This window comes from Pseudomonas sp. RW409 (assembly GCF_003184125.1).
GTDB lineage: Bacteria > Pseudomonadota > Gammaproteobacteria > Pseudomonadales > Pseudomonadaceae > Aquipseudomonas > Aquipseudomonas chlororaphis_I.
The window spans coordinates 681,280-706,271 of record NZ_QHHP01000042.1 but is presented as its reverse complement, the minus strand read 5'-3'; the positions used below and the strand labels follow the sequence as shown (position 1 = coordinate 706,271).

At 63.6% G+C, this 24,992-nt stretch carries 24 protein-coding genes; 9 read left to right on the top strand and 15 right to left on the bottom strand.

Annotated features, from left to right (window positions below):
• A partial coding sequence (locus tag DK261_RS30240) for a helix-turn-helix domain-containing protein (RefSeq protein ID WP_146218565.1) occupies positions 1-198 on the top strand: 198 nt, incomplete at its 5' end.
• Here DK261_RS30240 and DK261_RS30235 read toward each other — a convergent pair.
• From DK261_RS30235 to DK261_RS30200, 8 genes are all read right to left on the bottom strand, one after another.
• Complete coding sequence (locus tag DK261_RS30235; RefSeq protein WP_009046877.1) at positions 179-547, bottom strand: glyoxalase superfamily protein; 369 nt, start codon at positions 545-547, stop codon at positions 179-181. The two genes, DK261_RS30240 and DK261_RS30235, sit on opposite strands and share 20 nt — an antisense overlap.
• A gap of 131 nt (positions 548-678) precedes the next feature.
• On the bottom strand, positions 679-2,139 hold the full coding sequence (locus tag DK261_RS30230; protein WP_110177273.1) for an amidohydrolase family protein: 1,461 nt from the start codon (positions 2,137-2,139) through the stop codon (positions 679-681).
• 1 nt (position 2,140) lies between these two features.
• The gene (locus tag DK261_RS30225) at positions 2,141-3,001 is read right to left on the bottom strand and encodes a MurR/RpiR family transcriptional regulator (protein WP_016704176.1); all 861 of its coding nucleotides are present in this window, start codon (positions 2,999-3,001) and stop codon (positions 2,141-2,143) included.
• 15 nt (positions 3,002-3,016) lie between these two features.
• Entirely contained in the window at positions 3,017-4,366 is a 1,350-nt protein-coding gene (locus DK261_RS30220; protein ID WP_110177271.1) for a gluconate:H+ symporter, read from the bottom strand.
• Between the two features lie 433 nt (positions 4,367-4,799).
• A complete protein-coding gene (ggt, locus tag DK261_RS30215; protein ID WP_110177268.1) occupies positions 4,800-6,467 on the bottom strand; it encodes a gamma-glutamyltransferase in 1,668 nt (555 codons plus the stop codon).
• Between the two features lie 378 nt (positions 6,468-6,845).
• Positions 6,846-7,739 carry an NAD-dependent epimerase/dehydratase family protein gene (locus tag DK261_RS30210; RefSeq protein ID WP_009046871.1) on the bottom strand — a complete coding sequence of 298 codons (894 nt, stop codon included), beginning with the start codon at positions 7,737-7,739 and terminating at the stop codon, positions 6,846-6,848.
• 214 nt (positions 7,740-7,953) lie between these two features.
• Positions 7,954-8,865 carry a LysR family transcriptional regulator gene (locus tag DK261_RS30205; RefSeq protein WP_028681613.1) on the bottom strand — a complete coding sequence of 304 codons (912 nt, stop codon included), beginning with the start codon at positions 8,863-8,865 and terminating at the stop codon, positions 7,954-7,956.
• A gap of 173 nt (positions 8,866-9,038) precedes the next feature.
• Entirely contained in the window at positions 9,039-9,629 is a 591-nt protein-coding gene (locus DK261_RS30200; protein ID WP_009046869.1) for an NAD(P)H-dependent oxidoreductase, read from the bottom strand.
• Positions 9,630-9,832: 203 nt separating this feature from the next.
• On the opposite strand from DK261_RS30200, the gene DK261_RS30195 reads away from it, so the two are divergent.
• Positions 9,833-10,147: a putative quinol monooxygenase gene (locus DK261_RS30195; RefSeq protein ID WP_009046868.1), complete on the top strand. Its 315-nt coding sequence runs from the start codon at positions 9,833-9,835 to the stop codon at positions 10,145-10,147.
• Here the strand turns inward: DK261_RS30195 and DK261_RS30190 are convergent.
• Complete coding sequence (locus tag DK261_RS30190; protein WP_101281772.1) at positions 10,137-10,901, bottom strand: sulfite exporter TauE/SafE family protein; 765 nt, start codon at positions 10,899-10,901, stop codon at positions 10,137-10,139. The two genes, DK261_RS30195 and DK261_RS30190, sit on opposite strands and share 11 nt — an antisense overlap.
• A gap of 204 nt (positions 10,902-11,105) precedes the next feature.
• Here DK261_RS30190 and DK261_RS30185 point away from each other — a divergent pair, with 204 nt between their 5' ends.
• Positions 11,106-11,990, top strand: a complete 885-nt coding sequence (locus tag DK261_RS30185; RefSeq protein ID WP_110177266.1) for a LysR substrate-binding domain-containing protein — start codon at positions 11,106-11,108, stop codon at positions 11,988-11,990.
• 106 nt (positions 11,991-12,096) lie between these two features.
• On the opposite strand, the gene DK261_RS30180 is transcribed toward DK261_RS30185, so the two are convergent.
• On the bottom strand, positions 12,097-13,509 hold the full coding sequence (locus DK261_RS30180; RefSeq protein WP_162473254.1) for an amino acid permease: 1,413 nt from the start codon (positions 13,507-13,509) through the stop codon (positions 12,097-12,099).
• Positions 13,510-13,724: 215 nt separating this feature from the next.
• On the bottom strand, positions 13,725-14,975 hold the full coding sequence (gene kynU / locus DK261_RS30175) for a kynureninase (RefSeq protein ID WP_110177264.1): 1,251 nt from the start codon (positions 14,973-14,975) through the stop codon (positions 13,725-13,727).
• A gap of 186 nt (positions 14,976-15,161) precedes the next feature.
• Here kynU and DK261_RS30170 point away from each other — a divergent pair, with 186 nt between their 5' ends.
• A complete protein-coding gene (locus DK261_RS30170) occupies positions 15,162-15,635 on the top strand; it encodes an Lrp/AsnC family transcriptional regulator (protein ID WP_009046863.1) in 474 nt (157 codons plus the stop codon).
• A 26-nt stretch (positions 15,636-15,661) separates the two neighbouring features.
• Here the strand turns inward: DK261_RS30170 and DK261_RS30165 are convergent, their stop codons facing one another.
• Positions 15,662-16,675 carry a helix-turn-helix domain-containing protein gene (locus DK261_RS30165; RefSeq protein ID WP_016704186.1) on the bottom strand — a complete coding sequence of 338 codons (1,014 nt, stop codon included), beginning with the start codon at positions 16,673-16,675 and terminating at the stop codon, positions 15,662-15,664.
• A gap of 499 nt (positions 16,676-17,174) precedes the next feature.
• Here DK261_RS30165 and antA point away from each other — a divergent pair, with 499 nt between their 5' ends.
• The 4 genes from antA to DK261_RS30145 all read left to right on the top strand — a co-directional run bounded on the left by antA (position 17,175) and on the right by DK261_RS30145 (position 21,557).
• Positions 17,175-18,560 carry an anthranilate 1,2-dioxygenase large subunit gene (gene antA, locus DK261_RS30160; RefSeq protein ID WP_009046861.1) on the top strand — a complete coding sequence of 462 codons (1,386 nt, stop codon included), beginning with the start codon at positions 17,175-17,177 and terminating at the stop codon, positions 18,558-18,560.
• A gap of 2 nt (positions 18,561-18,562) precedes the next feature.
• A complete protein-coding gene (antB, locus tag DK261_RS30155; protein WP_009046860.1) occupies positions 18,563-19,054 on the top strand; it encodes an anthranilate 1,2-dioxygenase small subunit in 492 nt (163 codons plus the stop codon).
• Positions 19,055-19,066: 12 nt separating this feature from the next.
• Positions 19,067-20,086, top strand: coding sequence for an anthranilate 1,2-dioxygenase electron transfer component AntC (antC, locus tag DK261_RS30150; RefSeq protein WP_110177262.1), 1,020 nt, complete (start codon positions 19,067-19,069; stop codon positions 20,084-20,086).
• Positions 20,087-20,159: 73 nt separating this feature from the next.
• On the top strand, positions 20,160-21,557 hold the full coding sequence (locus DK261_RS30145) for an amino acid permease (protein ID WP_009046858.1): 1,398 nt from the start codon (positions 20,160-20,162) through the stop codon (positions 21,555-21,557).
• Between the two features lie 197 nt (positions 21,558-21,754).
• Here DK261_RS30145 and kynA read toward each other — a convergent pair whose 3' ends face one another.
• The gene (kynA, locus tag DK261_RS30140; protein ID WP_016704190.1) at positions 21,755-22,609 is read right to left on the bottom strand and encodes a tryptophan 2,3-dioxygenase; all 855 of its coding nucleotides are present in this window, start codon (positions 22,607-22,609) and stop codon (positions 21,755-21,757) included.
• A 107-nt stretch (positions 22,610-22,716) separates the two neighbouring features.
• Positions 22,717-23,358 carry an arylformamidase gene (gene kynB / locus DK261_RS30135; RefSeq protein ID WP_009046856.1) on the bottom strand — a complete coding sequence of 214 codons (642 nt, stop codon included), beginning with the start codon at positions 23,356-23,358 and terminating at the stop codon, positions 22,717-22,719.
• Positions 23,359-23,624: 266 nt separating this feature from the next.
• Between kynB and DK261_RS30130 the strand changes: the two genes are divergently transcribed.
• Positions 23,625-23,975, top strand: coding sequence for a cupin domain-containing protein (locus DK261_RS30130; RefSeq protein WP_007922165.1), 351 nt, complete (start codon positions 23,625-23,627; stop codon positions 23,973-23,975).
• A gap of 365 nt (positions 23,976-24,340) precedes the next feature.
• On the opposite strand, the gene DK261_RS33725 is transcribed toward DK261_RS30130, so the two are convergent.
• Positions 24,341-24,907: a hypothetical protein gene (locus tag DK261_RS33725; protein WP_028681603.1), complete on the bottom strand. Its 567-nt coding sequence runs from the start codon at positions 24,905-24,907 to the stop codon at positions 24,341-24,343.
• Positions 24,908-24,992 lie beyond the last annotated feature (85 nt).

The window sequence follows — 24,992 nt, the reverse complement described above, 5'->3', positions numbered from 1 at the left end:
CTGCGCCAGGAACTGGCCGAGCATTACCTGCTGCACAGCGACCTGCCGATCCAGGACATTTCCTATTACCTGGGCTTTACCGAACCACGCTCGTTTCACCGCACGTTCAAGGGCCGGACCGGGATGACGCCGGGGGAATTTCGGCAGCGGCTACAAGATGCAGGATGCAGGGCGCAGGTCAGACGCAGATGGCGTTAGTGAACACCAGCCGGTTACCGAACGGATCGAGCACTGTCATGTCCTGGCTACCCCAGGGCATGGCCTGGATCTGCGGGTGGGCGAAGCGGTAATCCTTGGCCAGCAACTGCTGCTGGAAGGCTTCCAGCTCGTCGGTCTCGATGCGTAACGCGGAGCCCGGCGTGCTGTCGCCGTGGTGCTCCGACAGGTGCAGCACGCACTCCCCGCGCGACACCTGCATATACAGCGGGAAGTTGTCTTCGAAGCGGTGCTGCCAGTCGAGCGTGAAGCCCAGGAAGTCGATATAAAACTCCCGCGCCTTGGCCTCGTCGAAGATCCGCAGGATGGGGGTGGTTTTGCCAAAGCTCATTGCGCGACTCCCTGATGAAAGATGTCCACGGTATAGCAGGTGGATGTCAGCACTTCGGCTAGGCCAAGGCTTTCTTTAATATCATCAGGCCATCACTGTGACGGCGTTCACCTATTCGGCGCCGCGCACCTTCAGCCGTTGAACCCTTCGCGCAAATCCCCTTCCCGCGCCAGGAAGCGCCCTTGCCTGCGGCCATTGGCCTGGCCTTCGGCATAGCTGCGCACGCCGTTGACCCACACGCTCTCGATACCCTCGGCGGCCTGTTGCGGGCTTTTGAAGTCGGCGACATCGCGGACCCGCGCCGGGTCGAACAGCACCAGGTCGGCCCAATACCCTTCGCGGATTTCGCCGCGCTGCTTGAGGCCGAAACGCGCCGCCGACAGGCCGGTCATCTTGTGCACCGCGGTGTGCAGCGGGAACAGGCCGAGGTCGCGGCTGAAGTGCCCGAGCACCCGCGGGAAGGCGCCCCACAACCGTGGATGGGGGAACGGGTCTTCCGGCAGGCCGTCGGAACCGATCATCGACAAGGGGTGGGAAAGGATGCGCCGCACATCGGCCTCATCCATGCCGTAGTACACCGCGCCGGCCGGTTGCAGGCGCCGTGCGGCGTCCAGCAGGGTCGTGCCCCACTCGGCGGCGATGTCCATCAGGTCGCGGCCGCCCAGTTCCGGGTGCGGGGTGGACCAGGTGATGGTGATGCGAAAAGCATCGGTGACCTGCTTGAGGTCGAGGGTCGAGGAACTGGCCGCGTAGGGATAGCAATCGCAGCCCACTGGATGGTCTTTCGCCGCCTGTTCCAGGGACGCCAGCAACTGTGGACTGCGCCCCCAGTTACCCGCCCCCGCGCATTTGAGGTGGGAAATGATCACCGGCGCCTTGGCGTGGCGGCCAATCAGGAACGCCTCGCCCATGGCCTCCAGCACCGGCTCGAATTCACTGCGCAGGTGGGTGGTGTACACCGCACCGAAGGCGCTCAGTTCCTCGGCCAGTTGCAGCACCTCGTCGGTCTCGGCCGAGAAGGCGCTGGCGTAGGCCAGGCCGGTGGATAAGCCCAGGGCACCGTCTTCCAGGCTGGCCCTCAGTTGCTCGCGCATGGCGGCGATTTCATCCGCCGTGGCGGTGCGATACAGGTCGTCCAGGTGGTTGCTGCGCAGCGCCGTGTGGCCGATCAGCGCCGCCACGTTGACCGCCGGTTGCGCGGCGTCCACCGCGTCGCGGTAGTCGCGAAAACGCGGGTAGACGAAGGCCGCCTGGCTGCCCAGCAGGTTCATCGGGTCGGGTGGGTCGGCGCGCAGACTCACCGGCGAGGCACTGATGCCGCAGTTGCCGACGATCACCGTGGTCACGCCCTGGCTGAGCTTGGGCAGCATCTGCGGCTGGCGGATCACCACGGTGTCGTCGTGGGTGTGCACATCGATAAAGCCGGGGGCCAGCACCTGCCCGGCGGCGTCGATTTCTTCAGTGGCGCGGGCGCCTTGCAGGTCGCCGATGCGGGCGATGCGGCCATCGAGCAGGGCGACATCGGCGGGGTAAGCCGGGCGGTCGCTGCCGTCGATCACCAGGGCGTTGCGGATCAGGGTGTCGTAAAGCATGTCAGTCTCCCAGCGGCAGGCAATCGTCGCCGCCGCGGTAATCGTCCAGGGCCAGTTTGATCCGGCGCAGGCGTTCCTGGTTGTCTTCGGGCAGGGCCAGCGCCAGCTCGGTGGCCAGTACATCGATGGCCAGCAGCATGCCGTAGCGCGCGGCCGTGGGTTTGTAGATGAAGGAGGTCTCGGCGCTTTGCAGCGGCAGCAGCACGTCCGCCAGCTGCGCCAGCGGCGAGTCGGCCAGGGTGATGGCGAGCACGCTGGCGCCGTAGCTGCGGGCCAGTTCGACGGTCTCCAGCAATTCGGGGGTGATGCCGGTCAGGGAGCAGGCGATCAGCGCATGTTGCGGGCCCAACGCCGCGGCGGTCACGCGCATCATCACCGGGTCGTGGCAGGCGGCGATGGGGTAGCCGAGGCGCACCAGGCGCACCTGCAATTCGTCGCTGCACAGGGTGGAACAGCCGCCCATGCCGAAGGCGTGAATCATCTGCGCCTTGCCCAGCAAGCGCACCGCGTCGCGAAAACGCGACTCGTCGAACCCCGCCAGATGCTGGTGCAGGGTCGACTCGATATCACCGACGATCTGCCGGTAGAAGCCCGACTGCTCCGGCGCGTCCGCCGGGTCGAGAAAACGGCTGCCGACCCCACTGGCCTGGGCCAGTTGCAGGCGCAGGTCGCGCAGGTCGCGACAGCCCACGCTGCGGGCAAAACGCGACAGGGTGGCGGCGCTGACTTCCGCCTGCTGCGCCAGCTCTTCCAGGCTGGCCGAGGCGGCGAAACCGACGTCATCCAGCATCAAGCGGGCGATGCGGCCCTCGCCGGCGCTGAAGGAATCCTGGCGGGAACGGATCTGGTAGAGGATGTCCATGGACGGCACCTGGGTTCAAAGCAGTTGGGCAAGACCGACGGTCAGGGCGAAGGCGACCACCGAGATCAGGGTCTCCAGCACCGTCCAGGTCTTGAAGGTCTGGGTCACGGTCATATTGAAGTATTCCTTGATCAGCCAAAAGCCGCCGTCGTTGACGTGGGAGAAGATCACCGAGCCGGCGCCGGTGGCCAGCACCAGCAGTTCCGGGTGGGGATAACCCAGGCCGATGGCCACCGGCGCCACCACGCCCGAGGCGGTGGTCATGGCCACGGTGGCCGAACCGGTGGCGATGCGCATCAGCGCGGCGAACAGCCAGCCCATCAGCAGCGGCGACAAATGGAATTCATGGGCCAGGCCGACAATCTGGTCGGTGACCCCGGCGTCTACCAGGATCCGGTTCAGGCCGCCACCGGCGCCCACCAGCAGGGTGATACTGGCGGTCGGCGCCAGGCATTCGTTGGTGAACCTGAGGATCGATTCGCGGTTGAAGCCCTGGGCCAGGCCGAGGGTCCAGAAGCTCAGCAGGGTCGCCAGCAACAGGGCGATCACCGAGTTGCCGATAAACAGCAGGAACTGGTTGAGGCCGCTGCCCGGGGTGGAAATCAGGTTGGCCCAGCCGCCGATCAGCATCAGCACCACCGGCAACAGAATGGTGGCCATGGTGATCGCAAAACTGGGCAGGCGGGTGCGTGGCTCACGGTCGAGGAACTGACGCGCCAGCGGGTTCTCCGCCGGCAGCTGGATACGCGGCACGATGAATTTGGCGTACACGGGGCCGGCGATGATCGCCGTGGGAATGCCGATCAGGATCGCGTACAGCAGGGTCTGCCCCACCGACGCCTGATAGGCCTGCACCGCCAGCATCGCCGCCGGGTGCGGCGGCACCAGGGCATGCACCACCGACAGGCCGGCGACCATCGGCAGGCCGACCATCAGGATCGACACGCCGACACGCTTCGCCACGGTGAAGGCGATCGGCACCAACAACACGAAACCGACCTCGAAGAACAGCGGCAGGCCCACCAGGAAGGCGATGCAGACCATCGCCCAGTGCGCGTTGCGCTCGCCGAAACGGTCGATCAGGGTCCGCGCCACCTGCTCCGCGCCACCGGACTCGGCCATCATCTTGCCGAGCATGGTGCCCAGGGCCACCACCAGGGCGATGTGCCCCAGGGTCTTGCCGACACCCGCCTCGTAGGCCCCGATCACCCCCGACGGCGGCATCCCGGCCGTCAGCGCCAGGCCCACCGAGACCAGGGTGATGACAATGAACGGATTGATCCGGTAACGCGCGATCAGGACGATCAGCGCGATGATGGCGATGGCGGCATAGCCCAGCAGCCAGTAGCCCGATGCAGGTGTCATGCGGTACTCCTCGAAAAAGGGTCACGTCGAATGCTTGTGAAACTCATAAATCATTTCGTGACCGGTTTTTCAAACCGCATGAAAGTAACTTTCGTATAGAGACAAGCTTTGTCGCGGACAGACAAGTCGTGTCGCGAATAATGAAAATCGACGAGGGGTATTTTCATCCGCCGTAGCGGAAGAGATAGAGCTTCTGGGGGGACAGGTGAAGGTTGAGTGCGGTTCTGTAGGAGCGAGGCTTGCCCGCGATGGCGTCGTATCTGACCCACCGCGTGGCCCCAATCGCGAGCAAGCTTCGCTCCTACAGAAGCTTGCTCGTCCCGGGGGTGATACGGCTGACCCATTGTAGGAGCGAGGCTTGCCCGCGATAGCGTCGTCCCTGACTCACCGCGGTGGCCCAATCGCGAGCAAGCTTCGCTCCTACAAAGGCAGGTTATTTGACGACTTTGCCCACGCCACGCCCACGTGGGTCGGAGGCCGTTTCCAGCTGGCTGCCGGTGACCCGGATCGCCTGGATATCGCCCATCTCCCAGCCCTGGTCTTCCAGGGTGTAGCCCATGGCTTTCAGCTCGTCGGCGACCTTGCCGCTGAGCGGTGCGTAGGCGTCGTAGTAGATGGTGTCCTTGGGCAGCAACTGGTGATGCACGCGCTGCGCGGCCACGGCTTTTTCCAGCGGCAGGTTGAAGTCGTAGAGGTTGTTCAGCACCTGGAAGATCGAGGTGAAGATCCGCGACCCGCCTGGCGTGCCCAGCACCAGGGTGACCTTGCCGTCGCGGGTCACCAGGCTCGGGCTCATGGAGGACAGCATGCGCTTGCCCGGCGCGATGGCGTTGGCATCGCCGCCGACCACGCCAAAGGCGTTGGCCACCCCGGGCTTGGCGCTGAAGTCGTCCATTTCGTCGTTGAGCAGGAACCCCGCGCCCTTGACCACCACGCCGCTGCCGTAGTCCCAGTTGAGGGTGTAGGTATTGCTCACCGCGTTGCCATCGGCATCGACGATGGAGAAGTGGGTGGTCTGGTGCCGCTCCAGGCCCGGGCGGACTTTTTCGGTGGGCGAGATGGCTGTCGGGTTGATCTCGGCGGCGCGTTTTTTCAGGTAGGCCAGGTCGATCAGTTGCTTGACCGGCACCTCGGAGAACGCCGGGTCGCCGAGGTAATCGGCGCGGTCGGCGAACACGCGCTTTTCGATTTCCGCCAGCAGGTGGATGTACTTGGCCGAGTTCAGCTCGACGCCCTTGAAGTCCGCCGTGCGCTCTTCCTTGATGGTCATCAGCTGCGCCAGGGCCACACCGCCGGAGCTGGGCGGCGGCGCGGTGTACAGGGTGTTGCCGCGCCAGTTGACCTGCAGCGGCTCACGCCAGGCGACCTTGTAGTCCTGCAGGTCCTGCTTGGTGATCAGGCCTTTGTCGGCCTGCATCTGCGCCACCAGCAGGTCGGCGGTCTTGCCTTCGTAGAATTCCTTGACGCCCTGGTCGGCGATGCGCTCCAGGGTCGCGGCCAGCTCTGGCTGGCGGAAGGTTTCGCCGGATTTCATGCTGCCGAAATAGTCGCCGAAGTTGGTGCTGTCCTTGAACAGCTTCAGCGCATCCTCGCGATACTGATACTGCTTGTCGGCGACCTTGAAGCCGTTTTTCGCATAGCCCACCGCCGGGGTGATCAGCTCGCTCCAGGGCAGCTTGCCGAACTTCTTGTGCGCCTCCCACAGGCCCATCACCGTGCCCGGCACCCCCGCGGCGCGCGCGCCGACCAGGCTGAGGTTCTCGATGACCTCGCCTTTTTCGTTCAGGTACATGTCGCGGGTCGCGGCCTTGGGCGCGGTTTCGCGGTAGTCGAGGAAGTAGGGTTTGCCGTCGATGAACAGGGTCATGAAACCGCCGCCACCAATGTTGCCAGCCTCGGGGTAGGTCACCGCCAGGGTGAAGGCGGTGGCGACCGCGGCATCCACCGCGTTGCCGCCCTTCTTGAGAATCTGCGCCGCGACGTCGGCGCCATACTGGTTCGGCGCGGCGACCGCGCCACCTTCCAGCAACGCGGCGAAGGCCGGCGAGCTGGCGGCGATGGCCGCTGTCAGAGCCAGGGTCTTAAACAGAACAATGCGCATAAGGTCCGTCCTTTTATTGTTTTTTGGCAGGTCGAACGATAGGGGCAAGATCGGGGGCGGAGCAATCGGCAAATAAAAACGGCCGCTTGAAGCGGCCGTCTGGCGAGGGGAGGAGTGACGGTGGCTACGGTGCCGCGCTTGAGGTCGTCACGACCGTACCGGTCGATCGTCCGAACGCGGCCCGAGCCTGCAGCAGCGGCTACAGGATCACGCTGCCCGTGTAGCCGCTGCCGAGCCTGCGAGGCTGCGATCGGCAACGCCGTTGCCGCAAAACCTGAATCCGCGAACTGCCTGGAAAAACGCGCCAGCCGGTTTACGACGGCTACGCCGCCGAGCGCAGCCTCGCTGGCGCTCGACAGCGGCTACAGGGATAGCGAGTCAGACCATCTCGTGGCGAATCCACTCCAGCACCGAGGTGCGCCGCGGTACCCAACCCAGCCGTTCGCGGGCGTTCTTGCCGCGCACGCGGCTGTTGGAGCCCAGGCCGTAGTTGGCCATTTCATAGCCCCACTCGGCTTCGGCGTCGGCCAGCGGCCAGTCCTGCGGCGCGCCGAGGTGCAGGGCCTGGGCCATGGCGGTGGTCATGTCGATGAACGAGGCTTCACCGCTTTCGACGAAGTAGAAGGTGCCCGGGATGTTGCGGGTCAGCGCCAGCAGGTACAGCGCCACCACGTCTTCGATATGCACGTTGGACCAGATGTTCTGCCCCGGACCGACATGCCGCACCACGCCACTGTTGCGCGCCTGCTTGAGCAGCCGCGGCAGCTGCACGCTGTCGCGTTTCACCCCGAGGCTGTGGCCGTAGATCAGGGTATTGCAGAGCACCGCCGAGTTGACCCCGTCCCTGGCCGCGGCCAGCACCAGGTTGTCGATGGCCACGCGCGCGGCCTTGTCGACGGTGGGCTCTGGCAGGTTGTTTTCCTGATAGACGACTTCGCTGACCTTGCCGCCCGAAGCGTCGCCGACAATGCTCGAACCGCTGGTGTGCAGGAAGACTTTATTGGAGCCCTTGAGGGCCGCGATCAGGACTTCCACCGCGCCACGATGGTCGCTGCTGGCGGCGTTGATCACCGCGTCGGCGGCACGCGCCTGTTCGGTCAGCACGGCGCTGTCGTCCAGGCTGCCGAGCACCGGCTTGATGCCCAGGGCAGTGAGTTCGGCGGCCTGTTCGGCGCTGCGCACCAGGCCGGTGACTTGATGGCCAGCCTGGACCAGGCCGGTGGCGATGGAGCCGCCGATAAAACCCGCGGCGCCGGTAACGAATACATTCATGGAGAAACTCCCTGGGTGGATAAGTGATGGCGCCAGTATCGGCGGGCGACTCCTGCCGAAACAGGCAGGCTGGCCCAAATCACTCTTGCGCAGGGATCACGAATCAGGGATCAGCCTTCCCACGGGAATTGATCGCTGCAGGAGCTGGCTTGCCAGCGATGGCATCTGCCCGGGCGGTGCAAGGCAAGCCGGCTCCTCCTACAGCAGAAAGGCCTCAGCCTTCGAACAGCGGGTTGGCGTAATCGGCCAGCTTGCCCTGGATAAAGTCGAGGAAGCACTGGATGCGCAGAGCCAGCTGCGAGTTGCGGTAGTAGACGGCGTTGATCGGCTGGCGATAGCCGCTGTTGAACTCCGAGAGGATCGGCGTGAGGCGCCCGGCGCGGATGTCGTCGATGGTCATGAAGTGCGACAGGCAGGCAATGCCCTGCCCTTCCAGCGCCAGGTGGCGCACCGTCTCACCGCTGGAGGCGCTGATGCCCGGCTGGATCGGCCAGCGGTCGCCGTGCACATGGCGCAACGGCCAGTGGTTGAGGGTTTCGGTCTGGGTGAAACCCAGCAAGGTATGTTCGCTCAGCTCGGCCACGGTGCCGGGTGTGCCGTGCTGCTTCAGGTAGGCGGGGCTGGCGAGGATATGCAGCGGGCTGCAACCGAGCGAGCGCGCATGCAGGGTCGAGTCCGCCAGGGTGCCGATGCGGATCGCGATATCGGTGCTCTGTTCCAGCAGGTCGATGATCAGGTCGTTGCTGTTGAGCTCCAGCTGGATGTCCGGGTACAGGCTACGGAACTCGGCGATGTAGGGCACGATGGCGTGCAGCATGAACGGCGAAGCGGCGTTGATCCGCAGGCGCCCGGATGGGGTCTGCTGGCGGGACGACAGGCGTTCTTCGAGTTCGTCCATCTGGTCGAGGATCAGCTTGGCCTGCTCGAAGAAGTACTTGCCCTCTTCGGTCAGGTCCATGCGCCGCGTGGTGCGGTTGATCAGCGTGGTATCGAGCTTGGCTTCCAGGCGCGACAGGGTGCGGCTGACCGCCGACGGCGTCTGCCCGACCTGCTCGGCCGCCGCGGAAATCGAACCGCATTCGATGACGCAGACGAAGATCTGGAGTTCGTCGGATCTGGCTTTCACGTAAGTCCTCTATCTCGGTTGGGCGCCCTGTAGCCGCTGCCGCAGGCTGCGATAAGGCCGAAGGCCTTCAGCGATCTCACGACCTTGCGCCCCCTTCGGTGGCGATCGCAGCCTGCGGCAGCGGCTACAGGTTCCGCATCGGGCTCGCGGCACGACACCGATAGTAGCCGGATTTACGCGGGGAGGTTGAACACCGCCTTGAGGTGTTCTTCGTAGCGCTGCACATCGGCTTCGATGTTCGGCCGCTTCATCACGTCGACGCAGAGGAAGGTCGGCAGGCCGCGCATGCCGAGGAACTGGTTGGCCTTGTGGAACGGGAAGTACACCGCGTCCACGCCCTTGGCTTCGAAGAAGTCGGTCGGGTCGTCGAAGGCTTGCTGCGGCGCGTTCCAGGTCAGCGACAGCATGTACTGCTTGTCGTGGATCAGGCCGCCGCTGCCGTATTTCTGCGAGGCGTCGGAGCGGGTGCGGCCGTCGCTGGCGTAGAGGCTGCCGTGGCCCTCGGTGAAGACTTCGTCGATGTACTTTTTCACGATCCAGGGCGCGCCCATCCACCAGCCCGGCATCTGGTAGACGATCACGTCGGCCCAGAGGAACTTGGCCACTTCTTCCTTGATGTCGTAGCCCTCGTCGATGTGGGTGACTTTGACGTCCACGCCGCCACGGTCCAGCACCGACACGGCGGCTTCATGCAGGGTCGCGTTGTAGCGGCCATCGGAGTGGGCGAACTTCTTGCCACCGTTGAGCAACAGTACTTTTTTCATGATCCAGCCTCATCAGGGACAACCCTTTGGCGCTGCGCTGCAGGGCCGGGTCGAGAAGATTAAAAACGATGGGGCGGAGAATATCGTTGAAAGACGATATGAATAAGCGCGATCCAGGCAAAAAACATTTGACCAATACGCACGAATAGACGGCGGATTCGTGTCGTAGAATTTTTAAAACTCCCTTACCCAGGAACCGCCCCATGTCCGAACAGCACGGCTTTATCCTCCACGCCAAGACCCGCCCGGAAATGTCCGAGGCCTTCGAAGCGCTGTTTCGCGCCTATGTCGAGCCAAGCCGCGCCGAGCCCGGCTGCATCGAGTACCACATGCTGCGCGACCAGCAGGACCCGAGCCTGTTCATCTTCTACGAGATCTGGGAATCCCAGGCGCACCTGGACGTGCACGCCAACCTGCCGCACATGAAGGCGTTCTTCGACAAGCGCATGGATTACCTGGAACGCGACTTCGATATCCGCCGCATCGACATGCTCAGCCCGTCGTCCGCTAGCCGCTGATCAGCAGGTGAGCACCAAGCAGGCCCAGGCCGCTGAAAAACACCCGTTTGAACAGCACGGCACTGATGCGCTGGCGCAGCACCTGGCCCAACCACATGCCGAGTAACGCCGGGATCAGCGCCAGCAGCGAGGCGCTGAGTTCGCCGCCGCCCAGGGCGCCGCGCCAGTACAGGCCGGCCGCCAGGGCCAGGGTCGAAACGGTGAACGACAGCCCCAGGGCCTGCACCAGTTCGTCCTTGTGCAGCCCCAGCGCCTGCAGATAAGGCACCGCCGGAATCACGAACACCCCGGTGGCCGAGGTGATGACGCCCGTCACCAGGCCACAGGCCGGGCCCAGCCAGGCTTCCATTCGCGGCCGCAGCCGCAGGGTCGGCAGCAGCAAGCCGCTCAGGGCATAGAGCAATAACGCCGCCCCCAGCGCCCGCACCACCCAGCGCCCACCGTCGATCCCCAGCCACAGGCTGCCCAGGCCGGTGCCGATAAAGATCGCCAGCAGCATCGGCCACAAGCGCTTGAGCAAGCCTCGCAAATGCCCGCCAAACGCCAGTTGCCAGACATTGGTCAGGGTCGCCGGAATGATCAGCAAGGCCGCAGCCTGCGTCGGCGCCATAGCCAGGCCGAGCAGGCCCATGGCGATGGTCGGCAGGCCGAGGCCGATCACGCCCTTGATCATGCCGGCCAGGACAAAGGTGCCGATCACCAGCAGGGACAGGAGCAAACCGAGGTTCTGGTAAAACGCGAGGGAAGTGTTCATGGCGCTATCCTGCGCCGGCGGCGGTGGGCTGAAAATCTGCCATATACTGAGGCAGCCTCTTGCTTGGCGAGAGGCTGGAGATTTTCAGTGGCTGTGATGGCCCTATCGCGGGCAAGCCTCGCTCCTACAGGTATTGCACTGTCCTTGTAGGAGCGAGGCTTGCCCGCGATAGCCGCGCAGCGGCGCTTTCAAGGGACCCGCCCCATGCACTTCGACCTGACCGACCTGCGCCTGTACCTGAACATCCTCGACGCCGGCAATATCACCGCCGGCGCCAGCCGCAGCCATTTGTCCCTGGCCGCCGCCAGTGCGCGGATCCGCGCCATGGAGGCCTCCCTGGGCACCGAATTCCTCCAGCGCGGCCGCCGTGGCGTCAGCCCGACACCCGCCGGCAAGGCCCTGGCCCAGCATGCGCGCGGCCTGCTGCAACAGGCCGAACACCTGCGCCAGGACCTGGCCGAATACGCCCGGGGCGTCAAAGGCCAGGTGCGCCTGTTGTGCAACACCACGGCGATCACCGAATACCTGCCGGAGCCGCTGGCGGACTTTCTCTGCGCCCACCCCAACCTGGATATCGACCTGCAGGAACTGCCCAGCCTGCGCATCACCCACGCCCTGCGCCAGGGCGCGGCGGACCTGGGGATAGTGTCCGACGCGGTGGATACCCAGGACCTGCAGACCCAGGCCTTTCGCGACGACCCGCTGGTGCTGGTCCTGCCCGCCCAGCACCCGCTGGCGGACGGTCGGGCGGTGAGTTTCAGCGACAGCCTGCACCACGACTATGTCGGCCTCGCCGCCCACAGCGCCCTGGCCGTGTACCTGGAAGAACAGGCCTTGCACCTGGGACTGCGGATGCCGATCCGCATTCGCGCCGACGGCTTCGACGGGGCGATGCGCATGGTCGCCCGGGGCGCCGGGCTGGCGGTGGTGCCCCGGGCCGCCGTCGAACGCCGGGGGCCGGATGCCTCGCTCACAGTGCTGCCGCTGATGGAGGCCTGGGCGCAACGCAAGTTGCTGCTGTGCGCCCGGAATTTCGAGCAGTTGCCCGCCTATGCCAAGGCCCTCCTAGAAACCCTGGGGCAACTGTAGGAGCAGCCGGTCGACGCTCGATTGCTCGCGATGGCATCCGCCGAAGCACAACGGTGGATGGCCGCTGCGCGGATCGCGAGCAAGCTTCGCTCCTACAGGTTTGGGGTCAGACCTTGGACGGGGTCAGCTCGGCGGCTCGGGGTTTTCTGAAGCAGGCGAAGTAGACCGCCGTCAGGATCGCCAGGAAGGGCACGCCGAACACCAGGGTCATCTTGAAGGCCTCGGTGAAGTAGGTGGTGATCATCACCGCGCCCATCAGCACCAGGCCCAGCAGTGTGCTCCAGGGGAACAGGCGCATGCGGAACGACAGCGGCTGCTCGCCATGGCGCTGGTGGTAACGGCGGAAGCAGTAGTGGGTGAGAAAGATCATGAACCAGGTGAAGATCGCGCCGAACATCGAGATCGCCATCATCAGGGTGAACGAGCTTTCCGGGTACAGCACGTTGATCAGGGTCGCCAGGCCGATGCCGGAACTGGACAGCAGCAAGGCGTTCAGCGGGATGCCGGACTTGCTCAGGGCGCCCATGGACTTCGGTGCATAACCGCCGCGGGACAGGCTGAACATCATGCGCGTGGTGATGTACAGCTGGCTGTTCATCGCCGACAGCGCGGCGATCAGGATCACGAAGTTCATCACCCCGGTGGCGCCGGGAATGCCGATGGTCTGCATCACCGTGACGAACGGGCTCTGCGCTTTGCCGGCCTGGACCCAGGGCACGATGGCCAGCATCAGCGCCAGGGTCAGCAGGTAGAACACCACCAGCCGCACCATGGTCGCGCGAAAGGCCTTTTTCACCGCGCGCTGCGGGTCCTCGGCCTCGCCGGCGGCCACCGCGATCATCTCCACGCTCAGGTAGCTGAAGATCGAGACGATCACCGCGATCCACATGCCCTGCACGCCATTGGGGAAAAAGCCGCCGTGGGCGCTGTAGTTGTGCAGGCCGTAGTCGGCGTTGCCGGAGCCGAACACCACGTACACCGCAAGAATGATGAAGCCGACGATGGCGGCGATCTTGATGGTGGAGAACCAGTACTCGAAGTTGCCGAAGGTTTTCACGCTGATGGCGTTGAGCAGGATCAGCACGCTGGAGAACGAGACGATCCACACCCATTCCGGCACGTGGGCGAACCAGTACTTCATGTACATGGCGATGGCCGTGACCTCGGCGCCGACCGCCAGGACGATGGCCGCCCAGTAGGCGTAGCGCACCAGGAACCCGGCCAGCGGGCTGATGTAGAACTCGGCGTAGGCGCCGAAGGAGCCGGAGGTGGAATGGGCCACGGTCATTTCCGCCAGGCAACCCATCAGCAGCAGGGTGATCAGCGCGCCGATGGCGTAGCTGAGCAGCACGCTGGGGCCGGCGTAACCGATGGCGTAGGCACTGCCCATGAACAGCCCGGTGCCGATTGCCCCGCCGATGGCGATCATGCTCATCTGCCCGGCCGTGAGCTGGCGGCGCAAGCCCTGTTCACGATTGGAAATCGCTGCAAAACCCTTGTTGGTCGTGGTCACGTTCATCAGCCTCTTATTATTGTTTGCACGCGTTGATCGGTGTCGCGAGCCGTCCCTGGCCGGTTCTGGTATCACCCTGTAGCCGCTGGCGCAGCCTGCGATCGAGGCCGCAGGACTCGCATTCCCAGGCGCCGCGGTCTATCCGGCAGACCATGGACTCAGGATTTGCGACGGCTGCGCCGCCGATCGCAGCCTGCGGCAGCGGCTACAGGTAGCGGGTTTCAGGTCACGCTGTGGCGGATCTGGAACTGCGGCTGGGCCCAGGTCTTTTCGTCGAGGATTTCACCGAGGATCTGCACCGCGTCCCAGACTTCGCTGAAGCGGGTGTACAGCGGCGTGAAACCGAAGCGCATGATCCGCGGTTCGCGGTAGTCGCCGATCACGCCCCGGGCGATCAGGGCCTGGATCACCGCATAACCTTCGGGGTGTTCGAAGCTGACATGGCTGCCGCGCTTGTCGTGTTCGCGCGGGGTGACCAGCTTCAGGCCATGGGCCGCGCAGCGCTGCTCCACCAGTTCGATGAACAGATCGGTCAGGGCCAGGGACTTGCGGCGCAGGCTGGCCATGTCGGTCTGTTCGAAGATCTCCAGGCCGCACTCGACCATGGCCAGCGAAGTGATCGGCTGGGTGCCGCACAGGTAGCGGGCGATGCCGCTGCTCGGCCGGTATTGCGCTTCCATGTCGAACTGCCGCGCATGGCCGAACCAGCCGGACAGCGGCTGCTTGACCAGGTCGCAGAGCGCCGGCGAAACCCAGGCGAAGGCCTGGGAACCCGGGCCGCCGTTGAGGTACTTGTAGGTGCAGCCGATGGCGTAGTCGGCGCCGGCCTGCTTCAGGTCCACCGGCACCGCGCCGGCGGAGTGGGCCAGATCCCACAGGCTCAGCGCACCGCATTCATGGGTCAGCGCGGTCACCGCCGGCATGTCGTGCATGTAGCCGGTCTTGTAGTTGACGTGGGTGAGCATGACCACCGCGGTGTCTTCGCCAATGGCCTGGGGCAGCTCCTCGGGGCTGTCCACCAGGCGCAGGGAATAACCCTGCTGCAGCATCTCGGTCAGGCCTTCGGCGATGTACAGGTCAGTGGGAAAGTTGCTGCTCTCGCTGACGATCACCCGCCGCTGCGGCGCCTTGAGCGCCTGCACGCGCAAGGCGGCGCTGAGCACCTTGAACAGGTTGATCGAGGTGGTATCGGTGATCACCACTTCGTTGGCATCGGCGCCGATCAGTTTGGCCAGGCGGTCGCCGAGGCGCTGCGACAGGTCGCGCCAGCCGGCGGTGTTCCAGCTGCGGATCAGGCCATTGCCCCACTCCTCGGCAATCACCTGCTGCGCCCGTTGCAGGGCCGCCACCGGGCGCGCGCCGAGGGAGTTGCCGTCGAGATAGATCACCCCGTCGGGCAGCGCGAACTGGTGGCGCAGCGGTGCCAGCGGGTCCTGTGCGTCGAGGGTCAGGCAGTGGTTTCTTGTTGTCATGGGAGGTCCTGTTTTCACTATGGCGTGCGACAGCGCACGTGACACCCGGGGAGGCATCGGCGGCTGCGCGGTGAAGAAATAATGAACGAAGCCCTGGAGAATTTTCGTGCAAAATGCGCTATGAGAGCGGCACAGCCTCGAAGATTATTCGACTACAACTTAAAAAAACGCGGATAAATGCCAACCATGATTCTCGACTCGACAGACCTGCGAATCCTGCACTTCCTGCAACAGGACGGCCGTATCAGCAACCAGGAGCTGGCGGAGAAAGTCGCCCTCTCGCCCTCGGCCTGCCTGAGGCGCCTGCGCCTGCTGGAGGGCGAAGGCATCATCAGCGGCTATCGCGCGGTACTCAACGCCGAGCGCCTGGGGATCGAGCTGGAGGCCATCGTCCATGTGTCGCTGCGCCAGGACGTGGCGGACTGGCACGAGACCTTTATCAAGAAGGTCCAGCAGTGGCCGGAAGTGGTGACCGCCTATGTGATCACCGGCGCCAGCAACTATGTGCTGCGGGTCCAGGCGCGCAACCTCAAGCACTTCTCGGATTTCATCGTCAATCACCTGAACCGCACGTCCGGGGTCACTGACATCCGCTCGGAAATCGTCCTGCAGAAAATCAAGGAACAGGACGGCCTGCTCGACCTGGTGCTGCGCAAGTAAAACGGCTGGCCTGTGGGGTACAGGCCCTAGAAACCACCCAGGCGCCGCGCATCGTGGCGCTGCAAGGTGACGCTGGGCGACTCGCCGAACAGCTTGCGGTACTCGGCGGAGAACCGCCCCAGATGGCTGAAGCCCCAGCCCAGGGCGATTTCGGAAATGGTCCGCGCCGAGCCGTGTTCGAGGATCTCCTGGCGCACCGCATTGAGCCGGTACTTCTTCAGGTAGACCATCGGCGACAGGGCGAAATACTTCTTGAAGGCCTCGAACAGCTTGAAGCGCGAGACCCCCGCGGCGGCTTCCAGGTCCTCCAGGCACAGCGGCTCTCGGGCGTTGGCGTGAATGTACTGGCGGGCGCGGACCAGGTAGTGGGGCAACTTGACCTCCAGCACCTCGCGCAGCTCCGCCGAGTAGTTGTTCGGCTGGGCCAGGATCAGGCCCTTGATCAAGGAGCTTTCCAGATCGCGAGTGAAGGCCAGCTGTTCGTACAGTTCGCTGCTGCGCTCCAGTTCGGCGATGAAATACCGCGCCATGCGCCACCAGGACGCCGACGCCCCTTCCACCGCATCCATCACCGCCTCGAAGCGCAGCGGCGCTTCCGGTGGCCGTTGCAGCAAGGCCTCCAGCGCTTCGCTCATGGCCGCCCGGGTAATCACCACCTGGACTTTGCGGCAGTCGCCGGAGATCGCCAGCATCTGGCTTTCGTTGGGCGCGATGATCACCCCTTGGTCGCGGTTGGAACGCAGCAGCCGGCCGTCCTTGCTCAACTCCTGATCGCCGCTCAGCGGCAGGCTCAGGCTGTAGCTGCTGAAGCGCTCGGCGTCTTCGATATCGATGGTGACGTCGGTGCCGTATTCGATGGTGCCCAGGGTGGTGGCCCGCGACTTGAACACGTTGGCGCTGTGGTGAAAGCGGATGCGCTCGGGGGTGCTGGTCTCGAGCCGGTGCGGCCCGCAAATGCCGGACATCCAGCTTCTCGCCCCCTCGAGGTCGTAGCGATCGATACGAATATCGCGAAACTGCGAATCAGCCTTGCTATTCATCACGGCGCACCCACGGCAATATTTTTTTGCGCGCTCTGACGGCGCGTCTGATTTGAAGTACTGACCTGCAAGAGCAAGTTTTGCGCCACCGCCCGGGACTGCCAACCGGCTGGATAGCAATCGCCAACTAAGTGGATAGAGCCCATCCACCCGGTGCGCAAAACCCACGCAAGACTGCGCCAAACAGTAGCTCATCGCGACATCGCGGTGCAGCCGTTGATCACCTGGGGCGCCGGCCGTGGGTATTCAGCCCCCAGGTGTTACCCCCCGCGCCCGCAGGAGCGAGGCTTGCCCGCGATGGGTACGGCGCGCTTTGGCGGATGCACCGCGTGATCGTTTATCGCGAGCAAGCTTCGCTCCTACAGAAGCCCTCAGCGCCATTCAATTTTATGGATGGCCTTGGCCGACTAAGCGGATAGCCACCCCTGCCCCGCACTCCCTCTAATGCACCCACTGATTGGCCTGAATAAAACCGCCTCTATAAAAAAGGTACTCACTCATGAGTGGTGCAAGAAACACAGAACAATGGAAAAGCTTCATCGATGGCTGCCTGGACTTTCGTCCGGACGACGGCGTATTCCGCATTGCCCGGGACATGTTCACCGAACCCGAGCTGTTCGACCTGGAGATGGAACTGATCTTCGAGAAGAACTGGATCTACGCCTGCCACGAAAGCGAGCTGGCCAATAACCACGACTTCGTGACCCTGCGCGCCGGGCGCCAGCCGATGATCATCACCCGCGACGGCGAAGGCCGGCTCAACGCGCTGATCAACGCCTGCCAGCACCGCGGCACCACCCTGACCCGGGTCGGCAAGGGCAACCAGTCCACCTTCACCTGCCCGTTCCACGCCTGGTGCTACAAGAGCGACGGGCGCCTGGTGAAGGTCAAGGCGCCGGGGGAATATCCCGAGGGCTTCGACAAGGCCACCCGCGGCCTGAAGAAGGCCCGCATCGACAGCTACAAGGGCTTTGTCTTCATCAGCCTCGACGTCCATGCCGACAACTCCCTGGAGGACTTCCTCGGCGATGCCAAGGTGTTCTTCGACATGATGGTCGCCCAGTCGCCCACCGGTGAACTGGAAGTCCTGCCCGGCAAGTCCGCCTACACCTACGACGGCAACTGGAAACTGCAGAACGAGAACGGCCTCGACGGTTATCACGTGAGCACCGTGCACTACAACTACGTGGCCACGGTGCAGCACCGCCAGCAGGTCAACAGCGAGAACGGCGGCGCCAGCGCCACCCTCGACTACAGCAAGCTCGGCGCCGGCGACGCCAATACCGACGACGGCTGGTTCGCCTTCAACAACGGCCACAGCGTGCTGTTCAGCGACATGCCCAACCCGTCGGTGCGCTCCGGCTACGCCACCATCATGCCGCGGCTGGTGGAAGAGTACGGCCAGGAAAAAGCCGAATGGATGATGCACCGCCTGCGCAACCTCAACATCTACCCGAGCCTGTTCTTCCTCGACCAGATCAGCTCGCAGCTGCGGATCATCCGCCCGCTGGCCTGGAACAAGACCGAGATCATCAGCCAGTGCATCGGGGTCAAGGGCGAGTCCGACGCCGACCGGGAAAACCGCATCCGCCAGTTCGAGGACTTCTTCAACGTCTCGGGCATGGGCACCCCCGACGACCTGGTGGAGTTTCGCGAAGCCCAGCGCGGCTTCCAGGGCCGCCTGGAACGCTGGAGCGATATCTCCCGCGGCAGCCACCGCTGGGCAACCGGGCCGACCCGCAACAGCGAGGCCATCGGCATCCAGCCGGCCATGACCGGTACCGAATTCACCCACGAAGGGCTGTACGTCAACCAGCACCGCAACTGGCAGAAATTCCTCCTCGACGGGCTGGCCAGACAATCCCTGAAACTGCGTGAGGTGTGAACATGAGTGCGCAACTGCAATACCGTATCGAGCAGTTTTTCTATCGCAAGTCCGAGCTGTGCGACGCCCAGGATTGGGACGCCTACCTCGAGCTCTTCGACCCGCAGAGCGAGTTCCACCTGCCGCAGTGGGATTCCGAGCATGTCTACACCACCGACCCGAAACGCGGCATGTCGCTGATCTACTACGCCAACCGCTCGGGCCTGGAAGACCGGGTGTTCCGTATCCGCACCGGCAAGGCCGCCTCGACCATTCCGATGCCGCGCACCCTGCACAACATCAGCAACGTGCGGATCGCCGAGCAGGCCGATGGCAACCTGCAAGTGCGGCTGAACTGGCACACGCTGTTCTATCGCCTGGCCACCGCCGAGCAGTTCTTCGGCCATGCCACCTACAACCTCAAGCCCCACGGCGACAGCTGGCTGATCACCCGCAAGCATGTGCTGCTGCTCAACGACACCATCAACTCGGTGCTCGATTTCTACCACCTCTGACGGAGACCGGGCATGAACCACAAGGTCGCGTTCAGCTTTGCCGATGGCAAGACGCTGTTCTTCCCTGTACACGCCAACGAAATACTGCTCGACGCCGCCCTGCGCAACGGCATCAAGATCCCCCTCGACTGCCGCGAAGGCGTCTGCGGCACCTGCCAGGGCCGCTGCGAATCCGGCACCTACAGCCAGGACTACGTGGACGAGGAAGCCCTCTCCAGCACGGACCTGGAGCAGCGCAAGATGCTCAGTTGCCAGACCCGGGTGCAGTCCGATGCCACCTTCTACTTCGACTTCGATTCCAGCCTGTGCAGCGCCGCAGGCCCCGCACAGCTGGGCGCTACAGTCAGCGAAGTGCGCCAGGTCTCCGACAGCACGGCGATCCTGCAACTGCAGCTCGACCAGGATCAGGCGGCGCTGGACTTCCTGCCGGGGCAGTACGCCCGGCTGTCGGTCCCCGGCACGTCGAGCAAGCGCTCCTACTCGTTCGCCAACCGCTCGGGCAGCCAGCAGCTGCAATTCCTCGTGCGCCTGCTGCCCGACGGGGCCATGAGCAACTACATCCGCGAACGTTGCCAGGTCGGCGACCGTATCGAACTGGAGGCGCCGCTGGGTGCCTTCTACCTGCGCCATATCGTCCGGCCGCTGGTGCTGGTGGCCGGAGGCACCGGGTTGTCGGCGCTGCTGGCGATGCTCGAACAGCTGGTCGCCGACGGCTGCACCCAGCCGGTGCACCTGTACTACGGGGTGCGCAACGTCGCCGACCTGTGCGAAACCGCGCGTATCGAAGCTTATGCCGACCAACTGCCGGGCTTTCGCTACACTGCGGTGATCAGCGAGCCGACGACGGACTGGCCGGGCAAGCGCGGTTACATCGCCGAGCATTTCGACTGCAGCGAACTGCGCGATAGTCCGGTGGACATGTACGTCTGCGGACCGCCACCGATGGTCGAGTCGATCAAGAACTGGTTGCAAGATCAGCAACTTGAGAGCGTTCAGCTGTATTACGAGAAGTTCACCGAGAGTAATATCTGATCCGTCCGCCGTCAGCCGCGATCTGGCCGCGAACACGGACAGATCCGATAACAATGAGAAGAGAGCGTGATTAGTGGATGAAATCCTGAAACCCGGCGAACTCAAGCGTGGCTTGAAGAACCGCCATATCCAGCTGATTGCCCTGGGCGGGGCGATCGGCACCGGACTGTTCCTTGGCTCTGCCGGCGTGCTCAAGTCCGCCGGCCCTTCGATGATCCTCGGTTATGCGATTGCCGGGTTCATCGCCTTCCTGATCATGCGCCAGCTCGGCGAAATGATTGTCGAGGAACCGGTGGCCGGGTCCTTCAGCCACTTCGCGCACAAATACTGGGGCGGTTACTTCGGCTTTCTCGCCGGCTGGAACTACTGGGTGCTCTACGTGCTGGTGGGCATGGCCGAACTCACGGCCGTGGGCAAGTACGTGCAGTTCTGGTGGCCGGAAATCCCCTCCTGGGTCAGCGCGGCGGTGTTCTTCGTGCTGGTCAACCTGATCAACATGATGAACGTGAAGTTCTTCGGCGAAGCCGAGTTCTGGTTCGCCATCATCAAGGTGGTGGCCATCATCGGCATGATCGCCCTGGGCTGCTACATGCTGGCCAGCGGCAGCGGCGGCCCGCAGGCCGCGGTGAGCAACCTGTGGAGCCACGGCGGGTTCTTCCCCAATGGCGGCACCGGCCTGCTGATGGCCATGGCCTTCATCATGTTCTCCTTCGGCGGCCTGGAGCTGGTGGGCATCACCGCCGCCGAGGCCAGCGAGCCACGCAAGGTGATCCCCAAGGCGATCAACCAGGTGGTGTACCGGGTGCTGATCTTCTACGTCGGCGCTCTCACCGTGCTGCTGTCGCTGTACCCCTGGGACCAGTTGCTGCAGACCCTCAACGCTTCCGGCGACTCCTACAGCGGCAGCCCGTTCGTGCAGATCTTTGCCCTGATCGGCAGCGACACCGCGGCGCACATCCTCAACTTCGTGGTCCTGACCGCGGCGCTGTCGGTCTACAACAGCGGCGTGTACTGCAACAGCCGCATGCTCTACGGCCTGGCCGAACAGGGCGACGCGCCCAAGGCGATGATGAAGCTGAACAAACAGGGGGTGCCATTGCTGGCCCTGGGCGTCTCGGCGCTGATCACCCTGCTCTGCGTGGTGGTCAACTACCTGGCGCCGCAGGAAGCGCTGGAGCTGCTGATGGCCCTGGTTGTCGCGTCCCTGATGATCAACTGGGCACTGATCAGCCTGACCCACCTGAAGTTCCGCAAGTCCATGGGCCAGCAAGGCATAGTGCCGTCGTTCAAGACCTTCTGGTTCCCGTTCAGCAACTACCTGTGCCTGGCCTTCATGCTGATGATCGTCAGCGTGATGCTGATGATTCCCGGGATCCGGGTTTCGGTCTACGCGATCCCGGTGTGGGTTGCGCTGATCTGGGTGTTCTACCGCCTGCGGGTGGCCAGGGCTGGTACTCGGGCGGTGGCCTGACAACGGCGGCGCGCCCATCGCGGGCAAGCCTCGCTCCTACAGAAACGGAGCTTGCTCGCGATGAACATCGTTACCGTAGGAGCGAGGCTTGCCCGCGATGAACGATGACACGGTGGCCCTGATTACAACGCCACTGGTTCAGCCAACAAAAAGGCCCGGCATTCGATGAATGCCGGGCCTTTTTGCTGGCCTGCCGCTTACAGCGTCGAGCGCACGCGCCACAGCTCGGGGAACAAGACGGTGTCGAGCATCTTGCGCAGGTAGCCGACGCCTTCGGTGCCGCCGGTGCCGGGCTGGAAGCCGATGATGCGTTCCACCGTGGTCACATGGCGGAAGCGCCACTGGCGGAAGGAATCCTCCAGGTCGATGAATTTCTCCGCCAGCTGGTACAGGTCCCAGTAGCGCGACGGGTCGGTGTAGACCTCGCGCCAGGCGGCTTCCACCGACGCATCATGCTGGGTCGGCACCTGGCTGTTCAGGGCCAGGCGCTCGGGGTCGATGGCCAGCCCGGCCTTGGCCATCAGGCCGATGGCTTCGTCGTACAGCGATGGCGTGGCGATCGCCAGCTCCAGTTCCTCGAGCAGTTCCGGACGATGGGCATGGGGGCGCAGCAAGGTCGCGCTCTTGTTGCCGAGGATGAACTCGATCTCGCGGTACTGGAACGACTGGAAGCCCGACGAGTGCCCCAGGTACGGGCGGATCGACTTGTACTCGGACGGGGTCATGGTCGCCAGCACCGCCCAGGCGTGCACCAGTTGGTCGAAGATCCGCGACACCCGCGCGAGCATCTTGAACGCCGGCGGCAACTGGCCCTGATGCACGTGCTCGCGAGCCGCCTTGAGCTCGTGCAGCATCAGTTTCATCCACAGCTCCGAGGTCTGGTGCTGGATGATGAAGAGCATTTCGTTGTGGTCCGGCGACAAGGGGTGCTGGGCATTGAGGATGCGCCCCAGGTCCAGGTAGTCGCCGTAGCTCATGGAATTGGAAAAATTCAGTTCGGCGTTATGCCAGCCATCGGGCGGCGGGTTGCTCGAATAGGGACATTGACTCATCGCGTGGGCTCCTCATGTCAGGTCGCGGCTGATCGATCACCCGGCGCCAGTCTTGATCGAGGGCGCGCGGGGTCGAAGCTTTGTTGTTGTAAATACTATTGTAGGAATTATCGCGGCAAAGGCCGCAGGATGGCGCGCACCGGGCTCGCATCCAGATGAGCGAAACGCAGGGGCAACGCGATCAGTTCGTAGTCGCCTTCGGCCACCTCGTCGAGCACGATACCTTCGAGAATCGCCAGGCCATGGCGGGCCACGGCGTTATGAGCGTCCATGGTTTTCGATTGCTGCGGATCGAGGGACGGGGTGTCGATGCCGATCAGGCGCACGCCGTGGCTGGCCAGCAGCTCGACGGTTTCCTTGGCCACGGCGCTGAAGTCCGGATCCCAGGTGCTCAACGGCGCCTGGCGATAGGTGCGCAGCAGCACCCGCTCGGGCAGGTTGTCGAGGTGACCTTCCAGGTGTCGGGGCAATACCAGCGGGCCGCAGCCCAGGCAATGCACGACCCGGCACGGGCCGAGGTAGACATCCAGCGGCACCTCGCCGATCGGCGCGCCATCGGCGCTGTAATGCAGCGGCGCGTCGACATGGGCCCCGGTGTGCGGCGACAGGGTGATGCGCCCGACATTCACCGGGCACTCGGGTCCGTACTGCCAGACCCGCTCTTCCTGGAACGGCGTGTCGCCAGGCCAGGTCGGGGTCGCGGTACTCAGGGGCGGGCTGATGTCCCACCAGCTTGGGGTTGTATTCATAGCGCTGCTCTCGGCCACTTCGACCTGAATCATACGAGCGATGCCCGTGAAGATTCTTGCGAAATGCTCCGGCGACCGCGGAATCTTTCGCAAGAACTGCAAGGAAATCACTGATTCACGCTCGGAAATTTCAATGCAAACCGCGGCAACACTTCGCGGGCGGCTACTGCGTTTCTGGGCACCCCGATGTCGAGTACAGACAACTGATGGGGCGCCGGGCGCTATAGGGTGCGACTTCAGTTCTCAGCCAAGACCCCGGAGTCCTCATGACCGCGACTGCCCCCATCACCGTTCTGCGCGACACTCACCCGCTGCCGGTGCTCGATGCCTGCAAATGGGAAAAACTCGAAGGCGACCCGCACACCGTCAACCTCAACGCCTACACCAGCGAAGACGGCAGCAAGATCATGGGCACCTGGATCTGCACGCCCGGCAAATGGCGCGTGGACTACGTGAAATGGGAGTACTGCCATTTCCAGGAAGGTTACTGCGTGATCACCCCGGACGGCATGGACCCGATCCACCTGCGCGCCGGCGATATCTTCGTGGTCGAACCCGGGATGAAAGGCACCTGGGAAGTGGTCGAGACCGTGCGCAAGTATTTCGTTTTCGCCTGACGCCCGAAAATGCGGGCCGCAGTTTTGCAAACTGCCTGATCGGCCCGGCGAAGGACTTTCCACAAAACTTCAAGAGGCGCTCATATCATTGAAGAGCGCCTCTTTTTTATAAAAACACAGTAATAAGGCGCACGCCCGCCATGCACTTCCCGGCTTAATGATATTGGCCAACCAGAAGTTCACTCATCTCATGCCCAGCGAATACAGACAGCCCACTTAAACTTCCAACAAGCTTGCTTAAACAAAAAAACCAAGCAGACGACCCACACTTAAAACTTTAGAAACTCTATTAATCCAACGACTAAAAAGGGGACGTCTCAACGTCCCCTTTTGCACATCCAGGTGCCTGGCGGTGTATCGGGCACTTAGTCTTTGGCTTTCGAGATTTTCCATGAGCCGGTATTGCCGTCCCGATTCAGATAGGGGGTCGTCGATACCGCATATTTGACGCCCTCGCCACTGGCATGCCCACAGGTATCCAGGAACCCGCCGCGCACGTCGTTGTAGCCATTCAGGAAGTGCACGACATCCCCCTCTCTCACCTTGAAATCCTTGGGATCTGAGGTATCGGCGAAGATTCGCCAGTGCAGGGTATCCGCCGGCCGCGACTCCTTGAGGGCTGTGACCACGTTATAGATCGACGGTTTTGTCGCGTGGCCATTGGTGTCCAGATAGCCACCCTCGTTCTTGTAGAGGTTCCACAGCAGAATCACATCGCAACTTTCAACCTCGGTTCCTACTGCCTTGCCTGTCGCAGACTCGATGACCCAGGTGCCAGTACCCGGGCCGCGATGAGGAGTGGTTGCGGTGACTACGCCGTAAAGGCTGTTCGGGGCGGTCGCATGATTACAAGTATCGAGATAACCGCCGTCCCAATTACTGTAACCATTCTTGATATGAACTTTGTCTCCGTATCTCAGAACATCTGCCATGGTCTATCTCCCTGATATAACCTTATATACATGCCATATCCATGACATGTCGTCATTCGACAGAGATGCTGTCGACACAAATCAC